Source organism: Nitrobacter sp. TKz-YC01 (genome assembly GCF_047824785.1).
In the GTDB taxonomy this organism is placed as follows: domain Bacteria; phylum Pseudomonadota; class Alphaproteobacteria; order Rhizobiales; family Xanthobacteraceae; genus Nitrobacter.
On the sequence record NZ_CP181167.1, the window covers coordinates 488082 to 514136 of the forward strand.

General features: G+C 62.7%; 23 protein-coding genes and 3 pseudogenes. 8 read left to right on the forward strand and 18 right to left on the reverse strand.

Annotation, left to right across the window (positions count from 1 at the left end; all coding sequences use genetic code 11):
- Positions 1–21: 21 nt before the first annotated feature.
- From ACMYR2_RS02285 to ACMYR2_RS02295, 3 genes are all read right to left on the reverse strand, one after another.
- Positions 22–201, reverse strand: coding sequence for a hypothetical protein (locus ACMYR2_RS02285; RefSeq protein ID WP_416193611.1), 180 nt, complete (start codon positions 199–201; stop codon positions 22–24).
- Positions 202–473: 272 nt separating this feature from the next.
- Positions 474–2441 (reverse strand): carbohydrate porin, encoded by a 1968-nt coding sequence (locus tag ACMYR2_RS02290; protein ID WP_347264882.1) that lies wholly within the window; start codon positions 2439–2441, stop codon positions 474–476.
- Positions 2442–3024: 583 nt separating this feature from the next.
- On the reverse strand, positions 3025–3837 hold the full coding sequence (locus tag ACMYR2_RS02295) for a creatininase family protein (protein WP_347264875.1): 813 nt from the start codon (positions 3835–3837) through the stop codon (positions 3025–3027).
- A 160-nt stretch (positions 3838–3997) separates the two neighbouring features.
- On the opposite strand from ACMYR2_RS02295, the gene ACMYR2_RS02300 reads away from it, so the two are divergent.
- Genes ACMYR2_RS02300 through ACMYR2_RS02315 form a run of 4 tightly spaced genes read left to right on the forward strand, consistent with a single transcriptional unit; the run spans position 3998 to position 7421 of the window.
- A complete protein-coding gene (locus tag ACMYR2_RS02300) occupies positions 3998–5032 on the forward strand; it encodes an ABC transporter substrate-binding protein (protein WP_347264876.1) in 1035 nt (344 codons plus the stop codon).
- A gap of 15 nt (positions 5033–5047) precedes the next feature.
- Positions 5048–5851, forward strand: coding sequence for an ABC transporter ATP-binding protein (locus ACMYR2_RS02305; protein WP_347264877.1), 804 nt, complete (start codon positions 5048–5050; stop codon positions 5849–5851).
- Positions 5848–6684, forward strand: a complete 837-nt coding sequence (locus ACMYR2_RS02310; protein ID WP_416193612.1) for an ABC transporter permease — start codon at positions 5848–5850, stop codon at positions 6682–6684. The genes ACMYR2_RS02305 and ACMYR2_RS02310 overlap by 4 nt, the downstream gene beginning before the upstream one ends.
- Positions 6681–7421 carry an AprI/Inh family metalloprotease inhibitor gene (locus ACMYR2_RS02315; protein WP_347264879.1) on the forward strand — a complete coding sequence of 247 codons (741 nt, stop codon included), beginning with the start codon at positions 6681–6683 and terminating at the stop codon, positions 7419–7421. The genes ACMYR2_RS02310 and ACMYR2_RS02315 overlap by 4 nt, the downstream gene beginning before the upstream one ends.
- Positions 7422–7799: 378 nt before the next feature.
- On the opposite strand, the pseudogene ACMYR2_RS02320 reads toward ACMYR2_RS02315, so the two are convergent.
- Positions 7800–8037 (reverse strand): annotated as a pseudogene (locus ACMYR2_RS02320) (helix-turn-helix transcriptional regulator); the annotation flags it as partial.
- 655 nt (positions 8038–8692) lie between these two features.
- Between ACMYR2_RS02320 and ACMYR2_RS02325 the strand changes: the two are divergent.
- Both ACMYR2_RS02325 and ACMYR2_RS02330 read left to right on the forward strand, forming a co-directional pair.
- Complete coding sequence (locus tag ACMYR2_RS02325; RefSeq protein ID WP_347264880.1) at positions 8693–8944, forward strand: helix-turn-helix domain-containing protein; 252 nt, start codon at positions 8693–8695, stop codon at positions 8942–8944.
- Entirely contained in the window at positions 8944–10251 is a 1308-nt protein-coding gene (locus ACMYR2_RS02330) for a type II toxin-antitoxin system HipA family toxin (RefSeq protein ID WP_347264881.1), read from the forward strand. The genes ACMYR2_RS02325 and ACMYR2_RS02330 overlap by 1 nt, the downstream gene beginning before the upstream one ends.
- Before the next feature lie 72 nt (positions 10252–10323).
- Here the strand turns inward: ACMYR2_RS02330 and ACMYR2_RS02335 are convergent.
- Positions 10324–10928, reverse strand: a pseudogene (locus ACMYR2_RS02335) (IS630 family transposase); the annotation flags it as partial.
- Positions 10929–11021: 93 nt separating this feature from the next.
- Here ACMYR2_RS02335 and ACMYR2_RS02340 point away from each other — a divergent pair.
- Complete coding sequence (locus ACMYR2_RS02340) at positions 11022–12044, forward strand: IS110 family transposase (RefSeq protein ID WP_414648987.1); 1023 nt, start codon at positions 11022–11024, stop codon at positions 12042–12044.
- 253 nt (positions 12045–12297) lie between these two features.
- Here the strand turns inward: ACMYR2_RS02340 and ACMYR2_RS02345 are convergent.
- The 3 genes and pseudogenes from ACMYR2_RS02345 to map all read right to left on the reverse strand — a co-directional run.
- A pseudogene (locus ACMYR2_RS02345) lies at positions 12298–12639 on the reverse strand (IS630 transposase-related protein); the annotation flags it as partial.
- Positions 12640–12793: 154 nt separating this feature from the next.
- The gene (gene radC, locus ACMYR2_RS02350) at positions 12794–13504 is read right to left on the reverse strand and encodes a RadC family protein (protein WP_416193613.1); all 711 of its coding nucleotides are present in this window, start codon (positions 13502–13504) and stop codon (positions 12794–12796) included.
- Positions 13505–13795: 291 nt separating this feature from the next.
- Complete coding sequence (map, locus tag ACMYR2_RS02355; protein ID WP_347265116.1) at positions 13796–14620, reverse strand: type I methionyl aminopeptidase; 825 nt, start codon at positions 14618–14620, stop codon at positions 13796–13798.
- Positions 14621–14843: 223 nt separating this feature from the next.
- On the opposite strand from map, the gene ACMYR2_RS02360 reads away from it, so the two are divergent.
- Entirely contained in the window at positions 14844–16637 is a 1794-nt protein-coding gene (locus ACMYR2_RS02360) for a potassium/proton antiporter (RefSeq protein ID WP_347265115.1), read from the forward strand.
- Positions 16638–16658: 21 nt separating this feature from the next.
- Here the strand turns inward: ACMYR2_RS02360 and modC are convergent, their stop codons facing one another.
- From modC to ACMYR2_RS02410, 10 genes are all read right to left on the reverse strand, one after another.
- Positions 16659–17324: a molybdenum ABC transporter ATP-binding protein gene (gene modC, locus ACMYR2_RS02365; RefSeq protein ID WP_347265114.1), complete on the reverse strand. Its 666-nt coding sequence runs from the start codon at positions 17322–17324 to the stop codon at positions 16659–16661.
- 2 nt (positions 17325–17326) lie between these two features.
- Entirely contained in the window at positions 17327–18022 is a 696-nt protein-coding gene (modB, locus tag ACMYR2_RS02370; RefSeq protein WP_347265113.1) for a molybdate ABC transporter permease subunit, read from the reverse strand.
- Between the two features lie 155 nt (positions 18023–18177).
- Positions 18178–18999, reverse strand: coding sequence for a molybdate ABC transporter substrate-binding protein (gene modA, locus ACMYR2_RS02375; protein ID WP_347265112.1), 822 nt, complete (start codon positions 18997–18999; stop codon positions 18178–18180).
- A gap of 192 nt (positions 19000–19191) precedes the next feature.
- Complete coding sequence (gene mepA, locus ACMYR2_RS02380; protein WP_347265111.1) at positions 19192–20151, reverse strand: penicillin-insensitive murein endopeptidase; 960 nt, start codon at positions 20149–20151, stop codon at positions 19192–19194.
- A 202-nt stretch (positions 20152–20353) separates the two neighbouring features.
- Positions 20354–20713, reverse strand: coding sequence for a plasmid stabilization protein (locus ACMYR2_RS02385; protein WP_347265110.1), 360 nt, complete (start codon positions 20711–20713; stop codon positions 20354–20356).
- Between the two features lie 97 nt (positions 20714–20810).
- Positions 20811–22622, reverse strand: coding sequence for a translation elongation factor 4 (lepA, locus tag ACMYR2_RS02390; protein WP_416193614.1), 1812 nt, complete (start codon positions 22620–22622; stop codon positions 20811–20813).
- Between the two features lie 97 nt (positions 22623–22719).
- Complete coding sequence (locus tag ACMYR2_RS02395) at positions 22720–23049, reverse strand: HPr family phosphocarrier protein (RefSeq protein WP_347263124.1); 330 nt, start codon at positions 23047–23049, stop codon at positions 22720–22722.
- Positions 23046–23447, reverse strand: a complete 402-nt coding sequence (locus ACMYR2_RS02400) for a PTS sugar transporter subunit IIA (protein WP_347263125.1) — start codon at positions 23445–23447, stop codon at positions 23046–23048. Before ACMYR2_RS02400 ends, ACMYR2_RS02395 begins: the two co-directional genes overlap by 4 nt.
- A gap of 152 nt (positions 23448–23599) precedes the next feature.
- Positions 23600–24109: an HPr kinase/phosphatase C-terminal domain-containing protein gene (locus ACMYR2_RS02405; RefSeq protein WP_347263126.1), complete on the reverse strand. Its 510-nt coding sequence runs from the start codon at positions 24107–24109 to the stop codon at positions 23600–23602.
- A complete protein-coding gene (locus ACMYR2_RS02410) occupies positions 24106–25995 on the reverse strand; it encodes a stimulus-sensing domain-containing protein (protein ID WP_416193615.1) in 1890 nt (629 codons plus the stop codon). Before ACMYR2_RS02410 ends, ACMYR2_RS02405 begins: the two co-directional genes overlap by 4 nt.
- Positions 25996–26055: the final 60 nt, after the last annotated feature.

Sequence of the window (26055 nt, forward strand, 5' to 3'; positions counted from 1 at the left end):
GGGGTCCCGATTGGATGCCGATTACCCCGAAAACAGGGTCCTTATTCCACGCCGAAACACAGGGTTGCGTCTATCAAGCTCCTTGATCCGCGCCTCGTATTCCTCGGCAAGCTTGAGCAAGCGCTTTTCGGTGAAGGGATCGGTTCCCTTTGCGAGGCGGCGGCAGCGTTCTGCCTGTTGCTTCAGAAACTCGATATCCATGACGTCATCAGCGTTATGAATTCGTGGAATCAGTCCGCCTCAAGGCATGATCACTGCCGGCCGGAGAGCGGAACGAAAGGGAGACTCTGCATGATCGCGTATGCCTAACCCGCGCCGGAGTCTTGCGTTCCTAGAGCATGATCCCGAAAAGTGGAAACCGGTTTTCGGAGAAGATCATGTCCGCTTCTGATGGAATCAGAAGCGAGGCTCTCAGATCTTGATTAACGCGTTTTCTTCACGCGAACCGGTGCCCGCTTCGCTCGAAAACGCTCTTAAAACTCCCCGCGCAGCCGCCCGGAGAACACATGCACGGGACCCCGGTCGGCATTGTAGCCGGGGTTCGTGATGAACTGGTAGTCCGCCGTCAGGGTGACCCACCTGTTCAGCGCATAGGCATAGTACGTTTCCAGTATCCGCTCGCGGCGATAGTTGAGCCGGCCGTCGCCGATCAAAACGCTGAGGCCGCCGGCGGCGATGAAGTCGCGATGATCGCGTGAGAGCGCGTTGATCGCGCCGCCGATGCCGATCGTATCGTCCGGCCGGCCCCAGCGTATTCCCTTGATCGAGGTTCCGAGCGAGAGGCTGGCGTCGATGTCGGTGAACGCCATGATCTCGGTCCTGCCGTCATTCCAGCTCCAGCGGCCGAACAGCCCGATGTCGTCGGTGACGGCCTGCTCGACGTTGATGGCGTAGCCGTACTTGATCCGGCCCATGCGGGTCCGCCGGATATCGAGATTGGCGGGATCGTTCAGCGCTTCACGATAGCTGCCCATAAAGGCGCTGTTGATCCAGCCGAGGGAGCGGAGCCTGCCGGGCTGGCCGAACAGAGAGAAGCGTGTCTCCAGTTCCAGCACATACTCGCCGCGCCGGAACAGGTGGGTGTCGAAACTGTCGGCGTTCGATTGCGAATTCATTAGAAAATAGCCGCCGCGCAGCGCCCATTGTTTCTGATTGAGTTCGGCGGTGACGCCGTAGGTCAGCCCGAGCCTGTCGGCGGCATAGTCGAAGGCGCCCGGAGCCCACAGCGCCCAGTTCATGAAATCGCCGCGGGTGTCCTTGGCATAGGCGTTGCCGTCGAACACGTCGATCACAGCCATCTTGCCGGCCTGCAGCGTCAGGCGCGAGACGTCGGCCTTGCCTGCGATCTGCGACGGATCGCTTGTCAGGTCTTCCTGTTCGCCGCCGAAGCCGAAGGTCTGGCGCACGAACAGCCGCGAGGTATTGTAGCGCGGATAGGGGAAGTTGGATTTTTGCGCCTCGCCGTTCGGAAATCCCGCGACGCCGACGGTGTCGCTGAGACCGAAACCCTGAAGCAACTCGGGATTGTAGTAGACCTCACCGCCGTCCCAGAGCCGTGCGTTCAGAAACAGCGCGTTGCTCCAGGTCGCCTGATATTGCGCGGCCGGGCTCAGGCTGTTGGGGCCGCTGTAGGGCGCCCGGAAGGACGGATAACCCTGCCCGAGATAGACGGTCTGGCCGTGAACCTCCCAGCGGTCGGATTCCAGGCCCGCTGGCGGCTCCGCGGTGGGGCCCGTGCCCGGCACTGATCCGCCGAGCCTGCGGTTGAGGCCGACGCGGATCGATTGAAAATTCATGGTCGCGGCGTATTGCGCAGCCGACGGAAACTGAACGCTCGTTCCTTCGAATTGATAGTGGAGATATTCAAGCCGTGCGCTCCAGTACGGCGCGAAGGCGTATTCAACCCCCGCGCCGGCGACCCAGCCGAAGCGGGCATCCAGCTTCTTCTCCTGATCGCCCGAGGGAAGATCGTTCAGATAGCGGTCGCCGGTGAAGGCGAGGCCGCCGGTGGCGTAGGCAAGCCAGGGCCCCGCGGCATGGCCGAACCGCGCGCGCGCCGTTCCGATGAAATCCCATTGGTGCGTGATGCCGGAGCGCGCTGTCGCGAGCTTTGAGACGAACGAATTGGACTCGATAGCGTTTGGGAACGAGACGTCGGCTTCGGCGCCGAGCAGGAGCCCCGACGGAAGCCGGACATTGTAGCCGGCCTGAATGCCGCCGATCAGTCCCCCGAACACGTGGCGGCCGGAGGCCGGAGCGGGATCGAAGAGTGTCGCGGCCGATCGGCCGCCCCCAAATCCGGCGTGGCCGCCGACATAAAAGCCCGACCAGTCGATGGCGGTCAGGGGACGCGCTTTCCTGACCACGGGAAAGTCCGCCGCCTGCGCGAACCCGTTCTGTGCCAGCAGGCTTGCCGCAAGGCCGGCGAGGGCGCATGTCACCCGCTTCAACGCCTGCGCCGGCTGGATTTGCTTGGACCTGTTTGGCCGAATCCCTGTCACGGGACGCTCCAGCCAGACTGGCGCATATCCGCAAGGGTTCGCCTGGCGCGGCCGTCGCTTCCCTGGCGGGACACCTGATTTGCGCCAGTCGCTAAGTGATCCAGAGGCAACGCCATCCGCCCAGAAATCCCATCCGGCTATGACAGAGGTGCGACAGGGCGTCTGCCCGGCAACGTCGGAAACGGAAGAACTCCGGCGCACCCGTGCGGGGTCATATTCCGATCATGCGGTATCCGTCGAGGCATGACATTTTCCGTCATTGCCGGGGCCAGGCGCGAAGCGTGTCTTCGCGGAAACCCCTGCCATCCATGTCGTCGTGGTTTGCTTCTTGTAGAGAAGATGCCCGGACAAGAACAAGCGCGGGGCATCACATGCGCACTCTTTTCGCTTCTGGTTCAATCAGACCTGTCGCTTATCATTTTGTTTGAGCATGATCCTTTCCGAAAGCCGGTTTCCACTTTTCGGGATGTCTTCCCCGGCGCGAAATCGGCAACGGTCGTGAGAGGAGCCGTCAGCCGGCGGCTCAGGCGCTCGGACCGCCTGTCAGCACCGCCGGGTCGAACCTCGCCATGTCCGCCAGCAACTCGCAGAACGCGCGGGCGCCGTGCGCGAGCAGCCGCTCGCCTTTTTCCACGGAGGCCTGCGTCGCGTCGCCGACGGCGCCGCTGGGGTGAAGGTCCTGAGCCTGCCATGCGAAAGGCGCGGGCCGCTGCGTGCCGAGCCAGCGATAGGTATTCTCGATCGCAATGCTCGCGGGGCTGAAATCGGCGATGCGGTCGCTGCGCACCTGGTCCGGATGGCAGGCCAGCATGATCGAGGTCTCAATGGCGCCGCCGTGAACGCCATGGCGCAGCTCCGCCGCATCGAACAGGCCGTCGGGCACGCCGAAGCGCGCCCATGCGGTGGTGACGGCGAGCATCCGATGCCGCGCGCGCAAATCCTGCGCCACCATTGTCATCGCGGCGCTGTTGCCGCCGTGGCTGGAGACCATGACGATCTTTCTGATTCCGCGCCGCGCCACCTCCCCGCCGAGCGAGGTCCAGGCCTTGAGCGCCGCCTCGTTGGACAGCGTCCGGGTGCCCGGAAAATCCATGTGCTCCGTGGAAATGCCGACCGGCTGCACCGGCAGGAAGGTCGCCGGGGTCTCCTGCGGCAGCCATTCGCGGACCCGTGCAAGATAGGCCTCCGCGATCAGCACGTCGGTGGTGAGCGGCAGGTGCGGCCCGTGCTGCTCGGTGGCCGCCAGCGGCAGCACTGCTATCCAGTTTGCGGCGGTCTGGGGTACGACGGTGCGCCAGTCGATGGCCAGCCAGTCGAAGGGGGGCGTCCGGATCATGTCGCGCGGCGTTTCATTGAACGGGAATGCAGGTTATAGCGTTGTTTCTGTTGGCATGGACACCATTTCGCGCCAGGGCGCGCGTTCAAATCAAAGGCGCGCGTTCAAATCAAAGCCATAATGCCCGCTTCATGGGCCAGAACGATCGAGGAGCCGAAGGATGAGCCTTGCCGTTTCGCTGCGAAGACTGACCGCCGCAATCGGGCTTGCGCTTGGCGTCGCCTCATTCGCCGCGGCCGAACCCGCGCTGGACAAGGTCTCCTTTGGCACCAACTGGGTCGCCGAGGGCGAGCACGGCGGTTTCTTTCAGGCGCTGGCCGACGGCACTTACAGAAAATTCGGTCTCGACGTGACCATCGTTCCGGGCGGTCCGAATGTGAATAACCGGGTTCTGCTGATTGCCGGCAAGCTCGACTTCTTCATGACCGCGAACACCCTGCAGTCGTTCGATGCGGTCGCCAACAACGTGCCGGTCGTGGCGGTGGCGGCGATGTTCCAGAAGGACCCGCAGGTCTTTCTCGCCCACCCCGAATCCAAGGTGGCGAAGATCGAGGATCTTAAGCCGCTTGACCTGTTCATTTCCAAGGAAGGCATCGCAAGCTACTTCCAGTGGCTCAAGTCCGAGTATGGATTCAGCGCTGGGAAGGTCAAGCCTTACACGTTCAACGCCCAGCCCTTCCTTGCTGACAAGAAAAGTGCGATGCAGGGCTATGTGACATCCGAACCGTTCGCGGTGGAGAAGCAGGCCGGCTTCAAGCCGACCGTGATCCTGCTCGCGGATGCCGGGTTCAATCCGTACTCCACGCTGATCGAGACCCGCCGCAATCTGGTCGAGACCAGGCAGGATCTGGTGCAGCGGTTCGTCGACGCCTCGATCATCGGCTGGTACACCTATCTCTACGGCGACAACACGGCCGGCAACGCCATGATCAGGAAGCTCAATCCTGAAATGACCGACGACCTGCTGGCCTATTCGGTGGCGAAGATGAAAGAGCACGGCATCGTCGATTCGGGTGACTCCCTGCGCGACGGCATCGGCGCCATGACCGATGCGCGCTATGCGAGCCTGTTCGACCAGATGGTGCGGGCCGGCGTGGTGCGCCGGGACATCGATTATCGCAAGGCGTATACGCTGCAGTTCGTCAACAAGGGCGTGGGACTCGATTTGCGGCCCGGGAACTTGCAGATCAAGTGATGGAAGCCGCGGCCGATGATCGATTACGCAATAGCGTCGTCCCCAGCCGGCGGGGGCTTGCGCACCGGCGACGCGGTGAGCCTGAAAGGCGTTACGAAACGCTATGACCAAGGTATCACCGCGCTGGGACCCATAGATTTCAACGTCCGCAAGGGCGATTTCGTGTCGCTGCTGGGGCCGTCCGGCTGCGGGAAATCAACCGCGCTGCGGATCATCGCCGGATTGAGCGAGCCGACGGCCGGCAGGGTTCAGCTTGCCGGCGGTGGGCGCTCCATCGGCTTCGTGTTTCAGGAGCCGACGCTGATGCCGTGGGCGACCGTGCGCGACAACGTGGCGTTGCCGCTGAGGCTTTCGCGCCCGAGGGGTGCCGATATCGGCGCTCGGGTCGAGGTTGCGCTGGCGAAGGTGGGGCTGGCGGAGTTCGCGGCCGCCTACCCCCGCCAACTCTCCGGCGGAATGAAGATGCGGGCCTCGCTCGCCCGCGCGCTGGTCACCGACCCGGATGTTCTTCTGATGGACGAGCCGTTCGCGGCGCTTGACGAGATCACCCGCTTCCATCTCAACAACGATCTGCTCGCGCTGTGGCGCAGCTTGCGCAAGACCGTCATCTTCGTGACCCATTCGGTGTTCGAGTCGGTCTACCTCTCCCGACGTGTCGTCGTGATGACGCCGCGTCCGGGCCGCATCTGCGCCGAATACGCCATCGACACCGCCGAGCCGCGAAGCGAGGATTTCAGGACCTCGGCGGAATACGCCGCGTATTGCCGCGAGGTGTCGGCCGCGCTGTCTCGGGCCGTCGCTGGAAGCGCGCGACGATGACATCACCATCCCCGTCGCCGCCGGCCGGCAGCGAAGCAGTAACGCGCGATTCGCTGGCGCCGGCGGTGCGTGTGCTGCTGCCCCTCACAGTGCTGGGCGCCGGCGTTTTCGCGTGGGATGCGCTCGTGCGCTTCAAGGACATTCCGCCCTATGTGCTGCCGAGCCCGGGCCTGGTGGCGGCCACGCTGGTGCAGGACTGGCCGATCCTGTGGCACTCCCTGCTGACGACCTTGCTGACCACGATCGAGGGTTTCGCCGCCGCCGCCATCGGCGGCATAGCGCTCGCGCTGCTGTTCAACCAGTCGAAATGGCTGGAGCAGGCGCTGTTGCCCTATGCGATCATCCTGCAGGTCACGCCCGTGATCGCGATTGCGCCGCTGCTTCTCATCTACCTGCCGCAGCAGACGGCGGTTGTCGTTTGCGCCTGGATCGTGGCCTTCTTTCCGGTGCTGTCGAACACCACGCTCGGCCTCAATTCGGTGGATCGCAATCTCGCCGGGCTGTTCCAGCTTTATGGCGCGTCGCGGATGCAGACGCTGCGTTATCTGAAACTGCCGGCCGCCCTGCCGCACATTCTCGGCGGATTGCGCATTGCCGGCGGCTTGTCGCTGATCGGCGCGGTGGTTGCTGAAATCGCGGCCGGTTCGGCCGGCGCCGGCTCGGGCCTTGCCTACCGGATCGCGGAATCCGGCTACCGGCTCAACATTCCCCGCATGTTCGCGGCGCTGCTGTTGCTCTCCGTGGCCGGCATTGTCATTTATATGTGCCTCGCGGCGGTATCGCATCTGATGCTGCGGCGCTGGCATGAAAGCGCGCTCGGGAAGGAAAAATGATGGCCGCGCCTGTCTTTCCGGACAAAGTCGATGGCGGCGCGTCCGTGTGGCGGAGACGGAGAGCCGCCCTGGTCGCCGCCGCGATGCTGATGTCCTGCGGACCTGCCCTGTCGCAGGAGTCATCCGCCTTGAAAAAGAACATGATCGGGCAGTGGGAGCTGTCCACGACCGAGCGCAGCAGGACCTGCGTGGTGACGCTCAAGGGCGAGACGTTGCCGCAGGGTCTCAAGCTCGACCTTGAGCCGGGCTGTGCGGCGTCGCTGCCGTTCACGAAGGACATTGCGGCCTGGACCGTCGCGGGCCTCGATATCGTGCGCTTGCAGACTGCGACCGGAGAACCGGTGATCGATTTCACCGAAGTCGAGAGCGGAATTCTCGAAGGCCGTCGGGAAAATGACGGCATCTACATCCTGCAAAATCTCGCCGAGGCCCGCTCGCTCGCCCGCTCGATGGACCAGATGATTGGCGACTGGGCCTTCGTCCGAAGCAACGGTCAACCGATCTGCGGCATCACGCTGACCAACACCGAGGTCCCGCCCGACAACTTCCAGGCCTTCCTAAAACCCAAATGCGACCCGGCGATCGCGGGCTTCAAGCCGGAGGTCTGGCGTCTCGATCACGGTGAGATCCTGCTGATGTCGGCGAGCGGCGAGACCTGGCACTTCCAGGCCGATGACAATGCGCAGTGGCGGCTGGTTCCCGACAGCACCAATCCTTTGATTCTCATTCGGCAGTAATATGGAGCCATTTCCGTTCCGATGGAATGGGGACGAGGTTCCATGATTTTGTTTTGTCGCGTTTTCTTCACGCGAACCGGTATCCATTTTTCGGGATTAGACTCTACGTCAGCCGCAACGCTCGACGACCTCTTCGAGGGTCAGATAGGCAGGAACGGACACAGTTTCTCCATAGCTCCAGCAATAGTGCAACGGCTTGTTGCACAATGTGTATGAGGTGGATGGTCAGGGTTGACATCGCTGCGCTTGGCGCTTGGCAGTTCAGGCGTCACACTGGCTAGCAGGAAATCCGACATCGGACTCGAGGTCGCGGATGCTTCTCGACGGAGTGTCCGCGAGCCCGATCGGTACTTGGGCCTTCCGGTAAGTTACCCGATGTTGTGGCGAGGCCGGTCGGACCGTTTTGCCGTTCGGATCGGATGTTGAACTCACTGTCCCCGAATCCGCCCATTGTTGCAGATCGACGATCGCATAGACGACCCGACCGCCGAGCGTGCGGTAGATCGGGCCTGTTCCATAAAGTGCGATGCTTCTCAAGTGTTCGCGGCGACAGTCCAAGAAACATTGCGGCCTCGTGGATACGAAGATAGCGCGGCGGAATGACGGGTGGCTGCATATCGATAACTCCTTTGTTTCGCAGGCCGGAATGGCATGCGACCAGGTGGTTTTACGATTTCACTGAAAGAACTGCCTGTTGGCGAAGGGTCGATGCAGCCACTCACGCTTTAATTTAGTTGTTTCATCACCTCTTCAGCGGAACTAAAAAGACGAGAACCATGGAGGCAGCCATTCCCTTTCTTCGATAAAAGCGATTTTACAGGTGTTCCAAGCCAGCGCTCCAGGCGGCCGATCAAGGAATTTGAAGCCGCCATTGATCGCGCGGTTGGAGAATCGGTGAGAGCCGATGGTGCATGTGGCGTCGATCTCTGGTCGGCGCTCGCCAACGTTCGATGGCATGCATCGCATGGGGCCGTTGTTTCCTACTCTTTTCGAGAAGCGGCCACGCTTGTCGCCTGGGTACGTGAACAGGGTGACTATATCTCGTGGTATTGCAGTGGACCTCCCGGCGTGGTGGCGCCTTGGATCGGTGAAGCGATGGCCGCTGAGTACTGGATTGAGAACCTCGCGGACCGGTGTGAGCGTAGTGAGCTATACGCTAAGGCGCATTTATGTATGATATACGGTGTGACGTATATAGATATTTATTCGCTGAAGCGTATATTGACATTTACACTCTCAAGCGTATATAGGCGTGCCTGGAGAGGTGCGCCGTGGACCAAATCGCCCGAACGCCCAAGCAAATCGGAGATGCCATCCGCAGGCAGCGCCGCAAGCTCGGCCTGAACCAGACCAGCATCGGCGACAGGACAAAGCTACGGCAGGCAACCGTCTCGGCCGTCGAGAATGGGGCGCCCGGGACACAGCTCGGAACGCTTTGCGACATTCTCGCTGCGCTCGACCTAGAGTTCGTTATTCGTCCCAGGACGAAGGCAAAGCCGGCCGAGATCGAGGACATTTTTTGATGGCGCGCCCGCGGCGGCACGTCCCGCTTAATGTCTTCCTGAACAGCCGTCTCGTTGGGCGGCTGAACAGGCAATCCAGCGGTGCAATCGATTTTCAGTACGATCCGTCCTGGCTTGCCTGGGAGCATGCGCTACCCGTCTCGCTCTCCCTGCCTCTGCGTGAGGACCGCTACATTGGTGCGCCTGTCATCGCCGTCTTCGACAATCTCCTGCCCGACAGCACACCCATCCGCCGCCGCATGGCGGAACGGGTCCAAGCTCGGGGTATCGACGCTTACGACCTACTCGCCGCTATCGGACGGGACTGTGTCGGCGCATTGCAATTCCTGCCGGACGGCGTCGAACCCGGCGCCGCCGGCGCTGTCGACGGCAAACCTATCGACGACAAGGGAATCGCCCGGCTTCTCGGCGACCTTGCATCGGCTCCCCTTGGACTTGGCGAGGACGAGGACTTTCGGATCTCGATCGCCGGTGCCCAGGAAAAGACCGCACTGCTGTTCTGGAGCGGGCGTTGGTACAAGCCGCTGGCGACTACGGCCACGACGCACATTTTTAAACCGCAGATTGGCCGACTGCCAAACGGCATCGATCTTTCCTACAGCGTCGAGAACGAGTTCTTTTGCCTCAAGCTGACAGCCGCTCTTGGACTTCCAAGTGCCGCCGTCGCAATCGAGGAGTTTGACGGTAACCGCGTGCTCGTGGTCGAGCGGTTCGACCGACGCTGGACCGGCGATAACCGTCTCCTGCGTTTGCCCCAGGAGGATTGCTGCCAGGCTTTGTCCGTGCCGCCAACCTTGAAATACGAATCCGATGGCGGCCCCGGCGTTCCAGCTATTCTCAATCTGCTGAAGGGAAGCGACCAGCCGGAGGCAGATCAAACGACGTTTCTGAAGGCCATAATTGCCTTCTGGCTGCTCGGCGCCACAGATGGTCACGCCAAGAATTTCAGCGTCTTTCTCTCTCCCGGCGGTCGCTTCCGCATGACCCCGCTCTACGACGTGATCTCGGCGCAGCCCAGTCTCGACGCAGGCCAGATCAAGCGTAACAAGATGAAGCTGGCCATGGCGGTCGGTGACAGCCGCCACTACGTCGTCGACAGCGTCATGCCCCGCCATTTTGTCCAGACCGCAGCCAAGGTAGGCATTGGTGCGGGACTCGTGACCGCGATCTTCGATGAGCTGCGTACACAGGCTCCGGTAGCGGTCGAACAGGTTACCGCGTCGCTCCCAAAAGCATTTCCTGCAGAAGTTGCTGACAGCATCAGCAATGGCGTCAACGCTCGTCTGCGTAGGTTAGAGGATGCGTAATGCCAAAGATCAATGTGCTCCAGTTCCGTCGGAGTCACCGTCTTGGTTGCAGTGTGCTAGAGCGTGATGGCATTAAGTTCGATATCCTGAATTTTTGAGGTAGTTGGCACATTCCTCGGAGGTGAAGGCATTGAGTGCGTGGCCGATTGCGGCGCAGACCGCATCGACGGTTCGCGCGGCGGCTTTTCGGATGAGGTGCTTGAGCTTGGCAAAGACCTGTTCGATCGGGTTCAGATCGGGCGAGTATTTTGGCAGGAAGAAGAGTTTGGCGCCGGCCGAACGGATGAGTTGACGAACTGCTTTGCTCCGGTGGCTGCCAAGGTTATCCAGGATGACGATATCGCCGGGTCGAAGGACGGGCAGAAGAACCTGCTCGACATAGGCGCGAAAGCTCACGCCATCGATCGGCCCTTCGATGAACCATGGCGCATCGATCCGGTTATGGCGCAGGGCCGCCAGGAAGGTCATGGTCTTCCAGCGTCCGTGGGGAACCTTGGCGTGAAGTCTGCGCCCGCGTGGCGCCCATCCCCGCAAGGACGCCATATCGGTCCTGGTCCAGGTCTCGTCCTGGTCCAGGTCTCGTCGATGAAAACCAGCCGCTCAGCTTCGACGCGACCTTGATACTTTGTCCATTGTGCTCGCCGCCGCGCGACCGCGGGTCGATCGCGCTCTCCAGCCGCCACGCTTATGGAATGGCCCGTCCCTTTCTCCGGCATCAAGTACGATGCTGGTGTCAAAAACGGGAAAGGAATGAGCTAATGTCTATAACAATCCTCGGGGTTGATCTGGGAAAGAACTCTTGCAGCGTTGTTGGAGTCGACACGACCGGTGCTGTAGTCGTTCGTCGAACGATGCGCCGGCAAACGCTGGTCGAATATGTGACGAAACTTCCGGCCTGTGTAGTTGCGATGGAAGCATGCTGCGGCGCCCATCACCTGGGCCGCCTGTTTGTCGCGCAAGGTCATAAGATCCGGTTGATGTCACCGGAATACGTCCGTCCATATATTAAAGCTCAGAAAAACGACGACCGCGATGCTGAAGGAATCGCCGAAGCTGCCTCACGACCGACAATGCGGTTCGTCGAACTCAAGAGCCAGGAGCAGTTGGATATTCAAACGCTGCATCGTGTGCGCTCGCGCCTCGTGGCAGAACGAACCAACCTCATCAATCAACTACGCGCGATCCTGCTGGAGCGCGGGGAGATCTTCCCGGCCGGCCGGCGGAAATTCGAGCTTGGCGTGGATGGCATGCTTGTCGATGGCGATCAAACATTGTCACCGCGTATACGCCAGTTAGCTGGCGATTTACGTACCGAATGGAGAGAACTCGACGCGAAAATCGCGGCGTTGAATGGCGAATTTGTCAAACTGTCACGCAATGATCCCGCAGCTTGCAGGTTGACTTCGATCCCTGGCGTTGGCGTGCTCAACGCAACGGCCCTGGTCGCTGCGGTTGGCGATGCAAGTAATTTTGCCAAGGCCCGGGACCTGGGCGCCTGGCTCGGGTTGGTTCCGAAACAATCCAGCACGGGAGGTAAGGCTCGGCTGCTCGGGATATCCAAGCGTGGCAACACTTATTTGCGCACTCTACTCATCCACGGCGCTCGCGCGGCTTTGCCATCGCTGTCACAAAGCGATACGCCACTGGGGCGGTGGCTGAAGGCAATGATCGAGCGGGGCGTACACCGTAACGCCGTAGTGGTGGCTTTAGCCAACAAGCTGGCGCGGATAGCTTGGGCCATCTTGCGCAAGGAAGCGCGCTTTGAACGCAGTTACCCGGTAGCCGTGGTTTAACGAGATCAGCGCTGCGCATAGTTCGCGCAGTCCAACGGGGTTTGCAGGAAGGATCGAAGAGATGGCCTGACAGTCGAACGGCGTTCGGAAATCCCGATCAAAAAAATGGCACATTCGCTGCCGGCATGCTTATGGGGCTCTGAACGTGCGGATATCCATCTTGGCCATGGGCTTGCTCATGAGACCGTATACGTTGACGCAGACTGTTCAGAATGCCGTAAAATCCTCTTGCAGACGGGGCGGGCCATACGTTTTTTTTGAAACTGAGCTTCGCGGCATGCACGAAGTCCCACACCGAGTGGTAGTCGACCTTCAGACCGCGACCGGCAAGCTCGGCAACAAGCCCGCGGATGGTGAAATCGCCGTCCCTGATCCGCCGCGACAGCCAGACTGCGTGGTCTCCCGCAATCGCCTTCGGCTTGTGACCGCCCATCTGGCCAGGCTCAACGCTGCCGGTCTCCTCGACCCGCCGCATCCAGCCGATCGCCGTGCTGATCGCGACCCCAAACTGCTTGGCGGCCCGATTGCGCGACATTCCGCCCTCGATCGCAGCGACAACACGCTTGCGAAGATCCAGTGAGTAAGGCTTGCCCATCCATGCTGGCCTCCTATCCAGCCAGCATGCTGAATCAGAAACACACTGATTTGGGAATCCAAAATCGATTCAACCTAACCCCATCCCGCTCTAGAACTCTCTTGCGCTCGGAAGCGGCTTTACTTCATCCCGCAAGTGGTATGTTCTGACGGCGTCAGATCAGCCGCAGGCCCTTCAGGCTGGCATGGCCGTTCTTGCCGACGATAATGTGATCATGCACGGAGATCCCGAGTGGCTTGGCGATCTCGATGATGTTCTGCGTCATCTGAATGTCGGCCTGCGACGGCGTCGGATCGCCGGAGGGATGGTTGTGGACCATGATGATCGCGGTTGCCGATAGTTCGAGCGCGCGCTTGACGACTTCGCGCGGATAGACCGGCGTGTGATCGACGGTGCCGACCTGCTGCACCTCGTCGGCGATCAACTGGTTGCGCTTGTCGAGGAACAGGATGCGGAACTGTTCCTTGTCGGCGAACGCCATCGAGGTCCGGCAATAGTCGATCACCGCGGTCCATGACGACAGCACGGTCCGCTGCTTCAACTGTCCCTTGGCGACCCGGCTTGCGGTTGCCGCGATCAGCTTGATCTCGATGATCGCGGCCTCGCCGAGCCCGCTGATCTCGCGGAGCCGGGCGTCGGGCGCATGAACCACCTCGGCGAATGATCCGAACCGGCCGATCAGGGATTTCGCCAGCGGTTTGACGTCGCGGCGGGGCAACGCGCGAAACAGCACCATTTCGAGCAGCTCGTAATCGCTGAGCGCGTCGGGCCCGGCGTCCCGGAAGCGCTCGCGCAGCCGTTCGCGATGCCCATGATAGTGCGGCGCTTCGGCGAATCCTGCGGGGTTGTCGGCGTTGGCGGGCATCGGATGGAGCAAACCATTCCTGGTGGTCCGATTCCGATTCTAACATTCGCGTCCCGTTTCAGCGAGCCTTCTTGCGAATGTCAGGATCGAAGGGACCCCAAAATATAAGCTGTCGGCGGAGGTTTGAATCTGACATTCCCTCCCGGAGCGCGCCGGCGGGGGACGCGAATGTCGACGTCGCTCCACTCGTTTCCACAACCTTGCCGTGGCTCGCGGTATTTGCAACCCCAATTCGGGATGACGGGTGACGAAAGCGTCCGCGATCCGCGCGATCCGTTTCCGGCTTGAAGTTCAGCCGCCGGAGGCGGGTTTGTCGAGTTGACGCGGCGACAGCGTGAAGATCTCGACGCCCGTCTGGGTCACGCCGACCGAATGCTCGAACTGCGCCGACAGCGAGCGGTCGCGCGTGACGGCGGTCCAGCCGTCGGACAGGATTTTCACATGCGGCTTGCCCAGGTTGATCATCGGCTCGATGGTAAAGAACATTCCCGGCCTGAGCCGCACGCCCTCGCCGGGTTGTCCGACATGGATGATGTTCGGTTCATCGTGAAATATGCGGCCGAGCCCGTGGCCGCAGAAATCGCGGACGACGCTCATGCCCTGGGGTTCGACGAAGCTCTGGATGGCGTGACCGATGTCGCCGGTGGTCGCGCCGGGCTTGACGGCCGCGATGCCGCGCATCATCGCTTCATAGGTGATATCGATCAGCCGTTCGGCCTTGCGCGCGATCGGGCCGACCGGGTACATGCGGCTGGAATCGCCGTACCAGCCATCGACGATCAACGTGACGTCCACATTGACGATATCGCCCTCTTTCAGGACGCGATCGCCGGGCATCCCATGACAGACCACGTGATTGACCGACGTGCAGGTTGAGTAGCGATAGCCGCGATACATCAGCGTCGCCGGATAGGCGCCGTGGCCGAAGGCGAATTCCCGGACGAGATCGTCGATCTGCGAGGTGAGGACGCCAGGCTTCACGAAATCGGCGAGTTCGTCGAGACAGCGCGCCGTCAGGGCTCCGGCCTCGCGCATTCCGGCGAAACCGCCCGGACCGTGCAGTTTGATCTGTCCGGTCTTTCGCAAGGGGGTTTCGGAGGCTTCGACGTAACTCATCGGCTGGTCTTAATCCGGATGAAGGAAGTTGCTGTCTCCTAATCTAATGGATGGCGTTGCCAGCGCAAGCTGAAGCATTCCATGTGGTGTGATCAGGCGGGTGTGGAGGCATCGCGTTTGCGGCCCGGCGCCCAAATGAGGCTGATCGGCAGAAAATCGATTGGCGCGCCGCGGCGGCGGCGATAAGGATGAAAGTGCAAGTGTTTACCGCTTCGGATCTCTGATGGCATCCCTGGATTCGGTCAGTCTGGCCATCCTGCTCGGCGCGATTCTGGTCATGGCCGGAATTCTGTCGAGCCTGCTGGCGTTGCGGTTTGGCGCCCCCTTGCTGCTCGTCTTTCTGTTCATCGGCATGCTGGCGGGTGATTCCGGGCCCGGCGGCCTGTCGTTCAGCGATGTTCAGAACACCTATCTCGTCGGCTCGGCCGCGCTGGCGCTGATCCTGTTCGACGGCGGTCTGAAGACCCGGTTCCAGAGCATCCGAACGGTCCTTGCGCCCTCGATGGTGCTCGCCACGATCGGCGTGCTGCTGACAGCGCTGGTCACGGCGCCGGTCGCCAGATATGCGCTCGACCTCAACTGGACCGAGGCGCTGCTGATCGGCGCGGTCGTCGCCTCCACCGACGCGGCGGCGGTATTTCTGCTGGTTAACGCGCAGGGGTTGCGGCTGCGTCCGCGCGTTGGTGCGACCCTGGAGGCGGAGTCCGGCACCAACGACCCCTTCGCGGTGTTTCTCACGCTGATGCTGGTCGAGCTGATCTCGGTCGGCGACAGTTCGGTCTGGCATGTGGTGATGGAGTTTCTCCGGGAATCCATGCTGGGCGGCATCGTCGGTGTGATCGGCGGACGGCTCGTGGTCGTCGCCCTGAATCGGGTGGCGCTTCCCCAGGGGTTGCATGCGCCGTTCGTCACGACGGCGGCGCTGGTGATTTTCGGGGTGGCGCAGATATTCCACGCCTCGGGGTTCCTCGCGGTCTATCTCGCGGGAATCATCATCGGCAATCGCCCCACGCGCGCGCACAGCTCGGTGGTGACCTTCCTCGACGCCGCGACCTGGCTGGCGCAGATCGTGATGTTCGTGCTGCTCGGCCTGCTGGTCTCGCCGTACCGCCTGATGGACAGCGCGCTGCCCGCGGTGCTCGTCGCGTTCGTGCTGATGCTGGTGGCGCGGCCGCTTGCGGTGTTTTTATGCCTCGCTCCGTTTCCCTTCAATTGGCGGGAAAAGCTGTTCATTGCCTGGACCGGGCTGCGGGGGGCGGTTGCCATCTTTCTTGCCTCGATTCCGATGCTGGTCGGGCTGTCGAAGGCGTATCTGTATTTCGACGTCGCGTTCGTGGTGGTGATCATCTCGCTTTTGCTGCAGGGCTGGACGCTTGCTCCGGCTGCCCGGCGGCTGCATGTGGCGCTGCCGCGGGCCGACCGGGGGCCGCGCCGTGTCGAGCTTGATCTGCCGGGGCAGCTTGAACAACAGCTGGTCGGCTATGCGGTGCGGCCGACAAGCCTGTTTCTTCGGCGCGGGCTGATTCCGTCATGGTCGAAGCCGACCCTCGTGATCCGCAATGAGAAAATCCTGACGCCCGCTGAAGCCGAACCGATCGAGGCGGGTGACTACCTCTATCTGTTGGCGCCGCCGGAAAAGGCCGAGGCCCTCGACCGCTTTTTCGTCGATATGCAGCCGATGGCGTCGCCGGACCCGCATCTGCTGGGCGACTTCCTGGTCTCCGGGGAAATCGCTCTTGGCGATATCGCGCAGATCTATGGCATTTCGATCGACCCAGCCGCCGCCGAGCTGACGCTGGCGGATTACTTCGATGTGCATCTCGACCGCGCGCCGAAAGAGGGGGCGACCCTGCCGCTCGACGCCATCGTTCTGGTCGCACGCAACATCAGCCAGGGCCGCGTCAATGTCGTCGGACTCCGCCTGCCCGAAGGCGAGGAGAAGCGGTCGCCGCCGTCCAGAATGGGCGCATTGAAGCAGAAAGCGGCGAAGGCCTGGTCGGCGGTTGCCGGGACATGACCACGCATGGGCATTTTCGGGTTAAGCGGGCAGGACCTCGGGGCCGCCGAATGCCGCGACCCGGCCGCGCTTGAGCATCACGATGTGCGAAGCGAGCTGGCGCAGTTCATCCGGGTCATGGCTGACATAAACCATCGGCACGCCGGCTTCGTCGCGCAACCGCATAAGGTAGGGCAGGATTTCCGCCTTCCGGTCTTCATCCAGCGATCCCAGAGGTTCATCCAGTAACAGCAGCCGGGGCTGCGCCAGCAACGCGCGGCCAAGCGCCACCCGTTGCCGCTCGCCGCCGGAAAGCTGGCCCGGCCGGCGATCGAGCAGGTGGCCGATATTGAGCATCTCGCTGAGGCGTTTCTCCTGCGCGACATCTCTGGTCAGCCGGTTCATCCATCGTCCGTAGTCGAGGTTCCGCCGCACATCGAGATGGGGAAACAGCCGGGCGTCCTGGAAGACGTAACCGATGCGTCGGCGATGAACGGGGACGTGGAAGCGTCGCGTGGTGTCGTCGAGCGCTTCGCCATCGACCGAGATGACGCCGCGATCCGGGGTCATGAGCCCCGCGATCATGCTGACCAGCGATGTCTTGCCCGAGCCCGACGGTCCGAACAGTCCGGTGACGCGTCCTTCGCTGGCGAACGCGACATCGACCGAGAACTGGCCAAGCTGTTTCGAAACCTCGACGCGCAGCATGCTCAGATTCCGTGCAGGCGCCGCGTCGCGCGCCGTGTGAACACCTCGGAGGCGATCAGCGCCGCCATGGACATCGCGATCGATATGATCACCAGCCGCATCCCAGCGGCATCCCCGTCGGGGGTCTGGATCAGCGAATAGATCGCCGAGGAGATCGTCTGGGTTTCGCCGGGAATATTGGAGACGAAGGTGATGGTCGCGCCGAATTCGCCGATCGCTTTGGCGAAGCCGAGCACCATGCCCGCCAGAATGCCGGGCAGCGCCAGCGGCAATGTCACCGTGGCGAAGACCTTCCATGGCGAGGCTCCAAGCGTGCTGGCGGCCTGTTCCAGCCGCCGGTCGATGGCCTCGATCGACAGCCGGATCGGCCGCACCAGCAGCGGAAACGACATCACGCCGCAGGCAAGCGCCGCGCCGGTCCAGCGAAAGGCGAACACGATTCCGAGATGATCGTCGAGCCAGCCTCCGACAAGCCCGCGCTTGCCGAAGGTCAGAAGCAGCAGATAGCCGGTGACGACGGGAGGCAGCACCAGCGGCAGATGAACGGCGGCATCGACAATCGATTTGCCCCAGAATTCGTAGCGCGCCAGAGCCCACGCCAGCGCGATGGCGATCGGCGTCGCCACCACCGTTGCAACGACTCCGACCTTGAGCGAGAGCAGCACCGCCATCCATTCAGGTGTCGAGATATCAAACATGAGGTCTCGGAGGTGTTTCCCAGGCTCGGGATTGAGTGAATCGTCGCGTCCGCGACGAAGCAACCCGGCCGTCCCGCGGGAACGCCGGGTTGCTTTATGTCATGAGCCGAACGCACGAGCCGATCTTGTCGCGAACTCGCTTTGCCCGGCAGCGCTCAGGTCGTAGGATCGACCAGAAACGTGAAGCCATGTTTCTCGAAGATCGCCTTGGCTTCCGAACTGCGCAGGAAGGCGAGATAATCCGCTGTATCCTTATGCGCGGTTGAAGTCGCCGCCACGGGATAGACGATCGCCGGGTATGAGGATGCCGGGAAGGTGCCGACGACCTTCACGCCGGGTTCGACCCTGGCGTCGGTGGAATAGACGATGCCGAGCACGGCTTCGTTGCGCGCCACCAGCGCCAGCGCCGCGCGCACATTCTCCGCCATCGCGACTTTGGGTTCCGCCGCCGTCCATGCGCCGAGCTTCTCCAGCGCCGCCTTCGCGTATTTTCCGACAGGCACCGCCTTGACGTCGCCGGTCACGATCTTGCCGTCGCCGGCGAGCCGGGCGAGATCAAAACCCTGATCAATGGTGACATTGTCGATCTTTGAATCCTTTGGCGCGATCAATACGATGCTGTTGCCGAGCAGGTTGACGCGGGTCGGCTCGACGATGGCCTTCTTGCCGTTCACATAGTCCATCCAGGCAATGTCCGCGGACACGAAGACGTCCGCAGGCGCGCCCTGCTCGATCTGCTTGGCCAGCGCGGAACTTGCCGCGTAGCTCGCGGTGATCTTGACGCCGGTCTTGGCGGCGTAGGCGTTGTCCACCTCATCGAGCGCGTTCTTCAGCGAGGCGGCGGCGAACACCGTGAGGGTCTTGGCCTGCGCGGCGGGCGTCGCGGCCGAGGGCTTTGCATCCTTTGCGGAGGCCGGCAGAACGAAGGTGGCACCCACCAGCAATGCCGCGAGCAATGAACGTGTGACGGTTTTCATATGACGCTCCAGATCGATCCGGCGCGAATGATCGCGCAGGTTGTGCGAGGGATTGACGAGACGATCGACGGAAGCGCCGTTCCAGGATTTCCAGCGGGCTTACGGCCGGCCGGAAAGATCGCTCGCTGATAATATCAGCGGAGCGATATATACGTAAAGAGCTTGCGGTCGCCGGTTTTCCGCCGTTCCCAGCTACTGGCGGGCGTCCGGCGCCGCCAGAACCTGGCGGCAGGCCGCAGGCAGTTGCGACAATGTAATCGGGGGCTTCGGCTTTGGCGGCGTCTTCGGCGGTTTCGGATGCAGCACGGCGTCGCTGAACCAGTAGGCCAGATCCTGCGCGCCGCATCCCTCGGCCGGCTCCGGCGGACGCTGGGATTCGCACTGCGGGTTGCCCGGCGGACACTTGATGCGAATGTGGAAGTGATAGTCGTGGCCGTACATCGGGCGAACCTTCGAGAGCCAGCTGCGGTCGCCTCGCGCTTCGCGGCAGAGCGCCTTCTTGATCGCGGCATTGACGAAAATGCGCTCGACTGCGGGCTCCCGGGCCGCGGCACGGATGACGCTGAGGTGGCTCGGCGTCCAGGCGTGGGGGTCGATATCGAGGCGGTCGCGGCGCACCATCATGACTGCCGACATCTCCTCGCGCTCGTTGCGCGACAACAGCCGGTTCGGCATCGGCGTGAGCCAGATGTCGGCATCGAGTCCGATCTGGTGGCTGGCATGACCGGTGAGCATCGGACCGCCGCGCGGCTGGGCCATGTCGCCGATCAGAAGCCCCGGCCAGCCGGCGTCCCTGCGCGCCTTCGCCGACACCCGTTCAAGCAGCGCGACCATCGCCGGATGCGCCCAGTTGCGGTTGCGCGACAGCCGCATCACCTGCCAGGTCGGACCGCTGACCGGCAGCGCCTCCGCCCCGGCAATGCAGCCCCGCGCGTAGAAGCCGATCACGTAAGGCGATCCGGCGGCCGGCAACGTCTTGCGGCCAAACAGTTGCTTGGCGGCCAATGCGGGATCGTCGGGATTGGCCAATGGCGGCAGCGGCTTCGGGTGCAGCGTGCCTTTATCTTGCGCGAGCGCGCTCGGCGTCAAGGCGCCGATCGGGGCGGCGAAACCGGAGAACAGAAGCAGGGAGAGAATCGCGCGGATGTTCATGAGCGGCGATTCTATAGCGTTTTCGAGCGATATGAATACCCGCTCGCCTATCGAAACCGCGACAGGCGATGCCGGATGGCCTCCGCTCACTTCTCTCTTGAAATATCAGCCGGCGGACCTTTCGGCTCAATCAATCCTGGCCCGCGCCGTGGTAGCTTCGGTTGTGGCTGCCTGCCGATCCGTGCTCGCGGGTCGTGCTCCGTTATCGCTTGCCGGCGGCCTTCCTGGCCGGAGAGCGTTTCGATTTTGCCGGGGAACGCTTGGCGGCATTGCGCTTGCGGGTCGCCGCGGCTTTCTTTGCCGCGCGCGACCGATCGGCCGCCGGACGGGCAGCCGAAGCCTTGCCGCCAAGTTTGCCGCCGCGTTTCGATGCGACGTTCGTGGTCTTGCGGCCGCGGCCCGAGCCGCTCTTCTTGCCGCCGCCGCTCTCCTTGTTGACGGTCGCCCACGCCCGGCGCGCGGCTTCTTGCTTCTTCACGCCGCGCTTCTCGTATCCTTGCTCGATGTGTTCGGCCTTGCGCTTCTGCTTGCCTGTATAGGCTGATTTGTCGCCGCGCGGCATGACGCCTCTCCCGATTGCGTTTCGATGGATTCGAAACGTCGGGCCGTTGCGAGGGTTCCTGCGGCCGTGCTGCGGGAAGCAAGCCTGATTTGAAGCGTCAGCTATCGACCTTCAGCGCGGCGATGAAGGCTTCCTGCGGGATGTCGACCTTGCCGAACTGCCGCATCTTCTTCTTGCCTTCCTTCTGCTTCTCCAGAAGTTTTCTTTTGCGGCTGACATCGCCGCCGTAGCACTTCGCGGTGACGTCTTTGCGCAGCGCGCGCACCGTCTCGCGCGCGATCACCTTGCCGCCGATCGCCGCCTGGATCGGAATCTGGAACATGTGCGGCGGGATCAGCTCTTTCATCTTCTCGACCATGGCGCGGCCGCGGCCTTCGGCGCGGGTGCGATGCACCAGCATGGACAGCGCATCGACCGGCTCGCCGTTGACGAGGATCTGCATCTTCACGAGATCGGCCGGCTTGTAGTCGGTGAGATGATAATCGAACGAGGCGTAGCCCTTGGAGACGGACTTGAGCCGGTCGTAGAAGTCGAACACGACCTCGTTGAGAGGCAGGTCGTATTTCGCCATCGCCCGCGCGCCGACATAGGTGAGTTCCTTCTGCACGCCGCGGCGGTCCTGGCACAGCTTCAGCACGCTGCCGAGATATTCGTCGGGCGTGAGGATGGTGGCCTCGATCCACGGCTCCTCGATCTCGGCGATCTTCACCACGTCCGGCATGTCGATCGGATTGTGAATCTCGATCTCCACGCCGTCCGTCAGCTTCATCCTGTAGATGACGCTCGGAGCGGTGGCGATCAGGTTGAGGTCGAATTCGCGGGAGAGCCGCTCCTGGATGATCTCAAGATGCAGCAGGCCAAGGAAGCCGCAGCGGAAGCCGAAGCCGAGCGCGGCCGATGTTTCCATCTCGAACGAGAAGCTGGCGTCGTTGAGGCGCAGCTTGCCCATCGCCGCGCGCAGCGTCTCGAAATCGTCGGCGTCAACGGGAAACAGACCGCAGAACACCACGGGGATCGCCGGCTTGAAGCCGGGCAGCATCTCCGCCACCGGCTTGCGGTCGTCGGTGATGGTGTCGCCGACGCGGGTGTCCGCGACTTCCTTGATCGCGGCGGTGATGAAGCCGATCTCGCCGGGGCCGAGTTCATCGACCTGCTGCATCTTCGGCGTGAAGAAACCGACGCGCTCGACATCGTAAGCGGCGCCCGTGCCCATCATGCGGATGCGGCTGCCTTTCCTGAGCGCGCCGTCGATGACGCGGATCAGCACGACCACGCCGAGATAGACGTCGTACCAGCTATCGACCAGGAGCGCCTTCAGCGTGGCCTCGCGGTCGCCTTTCGGCGGCGGCAGCCGGGTGACGATGGCTTCCAGCACATCGGGCACGCCAAGGCCGGTCTTGGCCGAAATCATCACCGCGTCGGAGGCGTCGATTCCGATCACGTCCTCGATCTGCTGCTTCACCTTGTCCGGCTCGGCGGCGGGCAGGTCGACCTTGTTGAGGACGGGCACGATCTCATGGTTGTTGTCGAGCGCCTGGTAGACGTTGGCGAGGGTCTGCGCCTCCACGCCCTGGCTCGCATCCACCACCAGCAGCGAACCTTCGCAGGCGGCAAGAGAGCGTGAAACCTCGTAGGCGAAATCGACGTGTCCCGGCGTGTCCATCAGGTTGAAGACGTAGTCCTTGCCGTCCCTGGCGCGATACTTCAGACGCACCGTCTGCGCCTTGATGGTGATGCCGCGCTCGCGCTCGATGTCCATCGAATCGAGCACCTGCTCCTTGCCCGCCATTTCCCGATCGCTCAGGCCGCCGGTCATCTGGATCAGGCGGTCGGCCAGCGTCGACTTCCCATGATCGATATGGGCGACGATGGAAAAGTTGCGGATGTTGGCGATGGGGGGCGTCGTCATGGGGCGCGGGATAGCACCCGCCCGAACGGCGGGCAAGCAAGCCTCAAGCCTCGGGAAACGCTTTCTGGCGGCGGTGCGCGGCAAGGGCGGAGGAGGATCACTCGTCCTCGTCGAATCTGTTGCCGATGAGATCGGCGATCGCGGCGATCGCCGCCCGGGCCTGCGGACCGGTCGCGGAGACGGTGATGGTCGTTCCGATCCCCGCGGACAGCATCATCAATCCCATGATCGAATTGCCGCCGACGGTCTCGCCGTTGCGGGTGACGCTGACATCGGCGTTGAAGCGTTCCACCATCTGCACGAACTTCGCGGACGCCCTCGCATGAAGGCCCCGCTTGTTGACGATCGACATGTCGCGGGAGACCGTACAGGCGGCAGATGCGCCGTCCACCGTTGGTGCGGCTTCGTCGTCCGGCTGCCCGGTCATTTCCCGGCAAGCACCCGGCTGGCGATCGTCACGTACTTACGCCCGGCCTCCTGCGCCATCGCGATGGCGTCGGCCAGCGTGCGCTCCTCGCGCACCTTGGCGAGCTTCACCAGCATCGGAAGGTTGATTCCCGCGAGCACCTCGACCTTGGGCCGGCTCATGCAGGAGATCGCGAGGTTTGAAGGCGTGCCGCCGAACATGTCGGTCAGAATCGCGACGCCGTCGCCGCTGTCGACCCGGTTCACGGCTTCGATGATATCGCTTCGGCACAGGTCGGCGTCATCCTCGGCGCCGATGGTAATGGCTTCGATTTGCTTTTGCGGGCCCATTACGTGTTCGAGCGCGGCCTTGAATTCGTCGGCGAGGCGCCCGTGGGTCACAAGTACCAGACCAATCATTGACAACTCCTCGCGGGTGCTTTTGGTGCACCGCACGAACGGGTCACTTTGACCATCCGGAGCCCTCACGCAAGAGGGCGTCGAGGTTTTTTCCCTGAAAAGCGTCCCCAGGCTTGACGGTTTGCTCCGTGGCAACAGTGAGGTCTATATGGTTATCGGGATTTCTTCCGGCAATCGGCGGCCTCCCGCGTCTCGGTGCAACCTGGGATAGTCGTCAGCGCGGCGATGGCGATCGGAAGTGGCGGAAAGCCGGAGGCAACCGGGATTCGCGCCAGTTCGACCTCCGAAATGGTGGTTCGCAGCGCTTTCGGCGGCGGCAGGCGCTCCGCGTCGGGCGCGTCGAGATCGATCACGAGGCCGACCCGCGCCTCTGCGACAAAAGCGCACCGGCGAATCCCGAGCCCGCGGATTTCTATCAATCCCTCGAGTTCGGACGGCGGCCTGACCAGAAGTCCGTTGCGGAACGGGGTCACGAAGAGGCGGTCGTCGCCGACCAGTGTTGTTTCGGGGAGCTGGCCGCCCCGGCCGGCGAGAATGAGGTCGAAGGCAAGGCGCGACTTTCCGGCGCCCGAGGGGCCGCGGATCAGAACGGCTCGATCTCCCACCAGGACCGCGGAGCCATGGATCGTCGGACCGATCGTCGGACCGGACGAGGGGGTCATGTGGCGGGCAGCCGGACGATGAAACGCGCGCCGGCGATCCGGATGTCGCCATGGGTATCAGTCGGTCCGGGGCGGTTTTCAGCCCAGATCCGTCCGCGATGCGCTTCGATGATCTGCTTGGAGATCGAAAGGCCAAGCCCGGAGTTCTGACCGAAACCCTGGTGGGGCCGGTCGGTGTAGAAGCGCTCGAATACGCGCTCCAGCGCGTCGGGACGAATGCCCGGACCGTCGTCATCCACCACGATCTCGATTTCGGATTTCAGGCGGCGGCATAGAATGCGCACGCGGCCGCCGGGTTTCGAGAACGATTGCGCGTTGGTCAGGAGATTGGAGATCACCTGCCCCAGTCGCAGGTCATGTCCCGGCACCGAGAAGGCGTCGCCGGCGCTGCCTTCGAAGCGGACATCGACGCTGATGTCGCGGCCGAGCCTGGTTTGGTTCGCGACCGATGTCAGCGTGGTCAGAAGACGCCGGATATCGACGGGCGCCTCGTCCTGCCGCTGCAGCTCGGCGTCGAGTCGGCTGGCGTCGGATATGTCGGAAATCAACCGGTCAAGCCGGCGGACATCGTGGTCGATCACTTCCAATAGCCGGCCGCGGCTGGCCTCGGTTTTCGCAAGCGGAAGGGTTTCCACCGCCGAGCGCAGCGAGGTGAGGGGGTTCTTCAGTTCATGCGAGACGTCGGCCGCGAAAGTCTCGATCGCCTCGATGCGGTTGTAGAGCGCGTCGGTCATGTCGCGCAGTGCGCCGGACAGGTGACCGATTTCGTCGCGGCGGCGGGTGAAGTCGGGAATCTCGATGCGCGTCTTGATCCGGCGCCGAACACGCTCCGCACCGTCCGCGAGCCGCCGCACCGGTCCGGCGATGGTGCTGGCGAGCAGCAGCGACAGCACGATCATGACGATCATGGCGACGCCGAATACTTTCAGGATCGCCAGCCGCTCAGCCATGACCATCTGGTCGATATCGTCGCCTTGCGTGGACAGCATCAGCGAGCCGAAAATGGTGGAGCGCGGGCGCTCCACCGGAACGGCGACGGAGACGATGATTTCGCCCCGATCGTTGATGCGCACCATGCTGGACTTCTCGCCCTTCAACGACTCCGCAACCTCCTGATAGCCGTTGCCGTTTTCGGGTCCGAGTTCGCGATAGAGCGGAAGATCACCCCGGTTGAGCCAGGTGCGGATCGCGATCGTGGTGCGTTCGATGAAGCCCGGCTTGACGTCGGTCGGGGGCGGCAGTTCGAAACGTATGACATCGCCGCGGCGAAAAAGGCTGCGGCTGTCGAGAATCAGCACGCCGTCGCGATCATAGATGCGCGCGCGGGTCTTGGTCGGAGAGATCAGCCGCCGCAGCACGGGGGCGACGCGCTCGGGATTGATCGGAAAGTCCAGCCCTGAAATTTCGTCCGGCGCGCCGTAGCTCTCGCCGGGCTTGAGATCGAGCAGGCGGTCCGGATCGATGGTGATCGTATTGGTCTCGACCGTGGCCGAGGCGGCGATGGCGCTTGCTATGATCTCGCCCTGCACCAGCAGACTTTGCGCGCGCGCATCGATCAGGCCGGCGCGAAACTGCGAGAGATAGAGGATGCTGGCGACCAGCGCGATCAGGCCGGCCAGATTCAGCGATACGATGCGGCGGGTCAGGCTCGAAAAACTGAGCGTGAAAAGAAACTGCCCCGCGCGCCTCAGCCATTCAAGCGGCCGTTGCCGGTACGGTGTCCGTTCGACCTGATCGGCGAGACCTTCCGCATCGGCAAGACTTTGCGCACCGGCAAGATTTTGCGCATCGGCAAGACCTTGCTTATCGGCAGGACCTTCCGCCGCGAGAACCTGCGAGGTGTCCTCGGCGTCGGGATCAAGATCAGGCTGCGTTCGATCCAGCAATGACTGAAACTGCCTGGTTGCACCAAATCACGATCGCCGTCATTCCCGCATATCTTCACG

Excerpts from the sequence above, each read along its gene's own strand:
- ACMYR2_RS02285 (WP_416193611.1), bottom strand. The coding sequence starts at position 201 with ATGGATATCGAGTTTCTGAAGCAACAGGCAGAACGCTGCCGCCGCCTC.
- ACMYR2_RS02295 (WP_347264875.1), bottom strand. The coding sequence starts at position 3,837 with ATGATCCGGACGCCCCCCTTCGACTGGCTGGCCATCGACTGGCGCACC.
- ACMYR2_RS02300 (WP_347264876.1), top strand. The coding sequence starts at position 3,998 with ATGAGCCTTGCCGTTTCGCTGCGAAGACTGACCGCCGCAATCGGGCTT.
- ACMYR2_RS02305 (WP_347264877.1), top strand. The coding sequence starts at position 5,048 with ATGATCGATTACGCAATAGCGTCGTCCCCAGCCGGCGGGGGCTTGCGC.
- ACMYR2_RS02310 (WP_416193612.1), top strand. The coding sequence starts at position 5,848 with ATGACATCACCATCCCCGTCGCCGCCGGCCGGCAGCGAAGCAGTAACG.
- ACMYR2_RS02315 (WP_347264879.1), top strand. The coding sequence starts at position 6,681 with ATGATGGCCGCGCCTGTCTTTCCGGACAAAGTCGATGGCGGCGCGTCC.
- ACMYR2_RS02330 (WP_347264881.1), top strand. The coding sequence starts at position 8,944 with ATGGCGCGCCCGCGGCGGCACGTCCCGCTTAATGTCTTCCTGAACAGC.
- radC (WP_416193613.1), bottom strand. The coding sequence starts at position 13,504 with ATGCCCGCCAACGCCGACAACCCCGCAGGATTCGCCGAAGCGCCGCAC.
- map (WP_347265116.1), bottom strand. The coding sequence starts at position 14,620 with ATGAGTTACGTCGAAGCCTCCGAAACCCCCTTGCGAAAGACCGGACAG.
- ACMYR2_RS02360 (WP_347265115.1), top strand. The coding sequence starts at position 14,844 with ATGGCATCCCTGGATTCGGTCAGTCTGGCCATCCTGCTCGGCGCGATT.
- modC (WP_347265114.1), bottom strand. The coding sequence starts at position 17,324 with ATGCTGCGCGTCGAGGTTTCGAAACAGCTTGGCCAGTTCTCGGTCGAT.
- modB (WP_347265113.1), bottom strand. The coding sequence starts at position 18,022 with ATGTTTGATATCTCGACACCTGAATGGATGGCGGTGCTGCTCTCGCTC.
- modA (WP_347265112.1), bottom strand. The coding sequence starts at position 18,999 with ATGAAAACCGTCACACGTTCATTGCTCGCGGCATTGCTGGTGGGTGCC.
- mepA (WP_347265111.1), bottom strand. The coding sequence starts at position 20,151 with ATGAACATCCGCGCGATTCTCTCCCTGCTTCTGTTCTCCGGTTTCGCC.
- ACMYR2_RS02385 (WP_347265110.1), bottom strand. The coding sequence starts at position 20,713 with ATGCCGCGCGGCGACAAATCAGCCTATACAGGCAAGCAGAAGCGCAAG.
- lepA (WP_416193614.1), bottom strand. The coding sequence starts at position 22,622 with ATGACGACGCCCCCCATCGCCAACATCCGCAACTTTTCCATCGTCGCC.
- ACMYR2_RS02395 (WP_347263124.1), bottom strand. The coding sequence starts at position 23,049 with ATGACCGGGCAGCCGGACGACGAAGCCGCACCAACGGTGGACGGCGCA.
- ACMYR2_RS02400 (WP_347263125.1), bottom strand. The coding sequence starts at position 23,447 with ATGATTGGTCTGGTACTTGTGACCCACGGGCGCCTCGCCGACGAATTC.
- ACMYR2_RS02405 (WP_347263126.1), bottom strand. The coding sequence starts at position 24,109 with ATGACCCCCTCGTCCGGTCCGACGATCGGTCCGACGATCCATGGCTCC.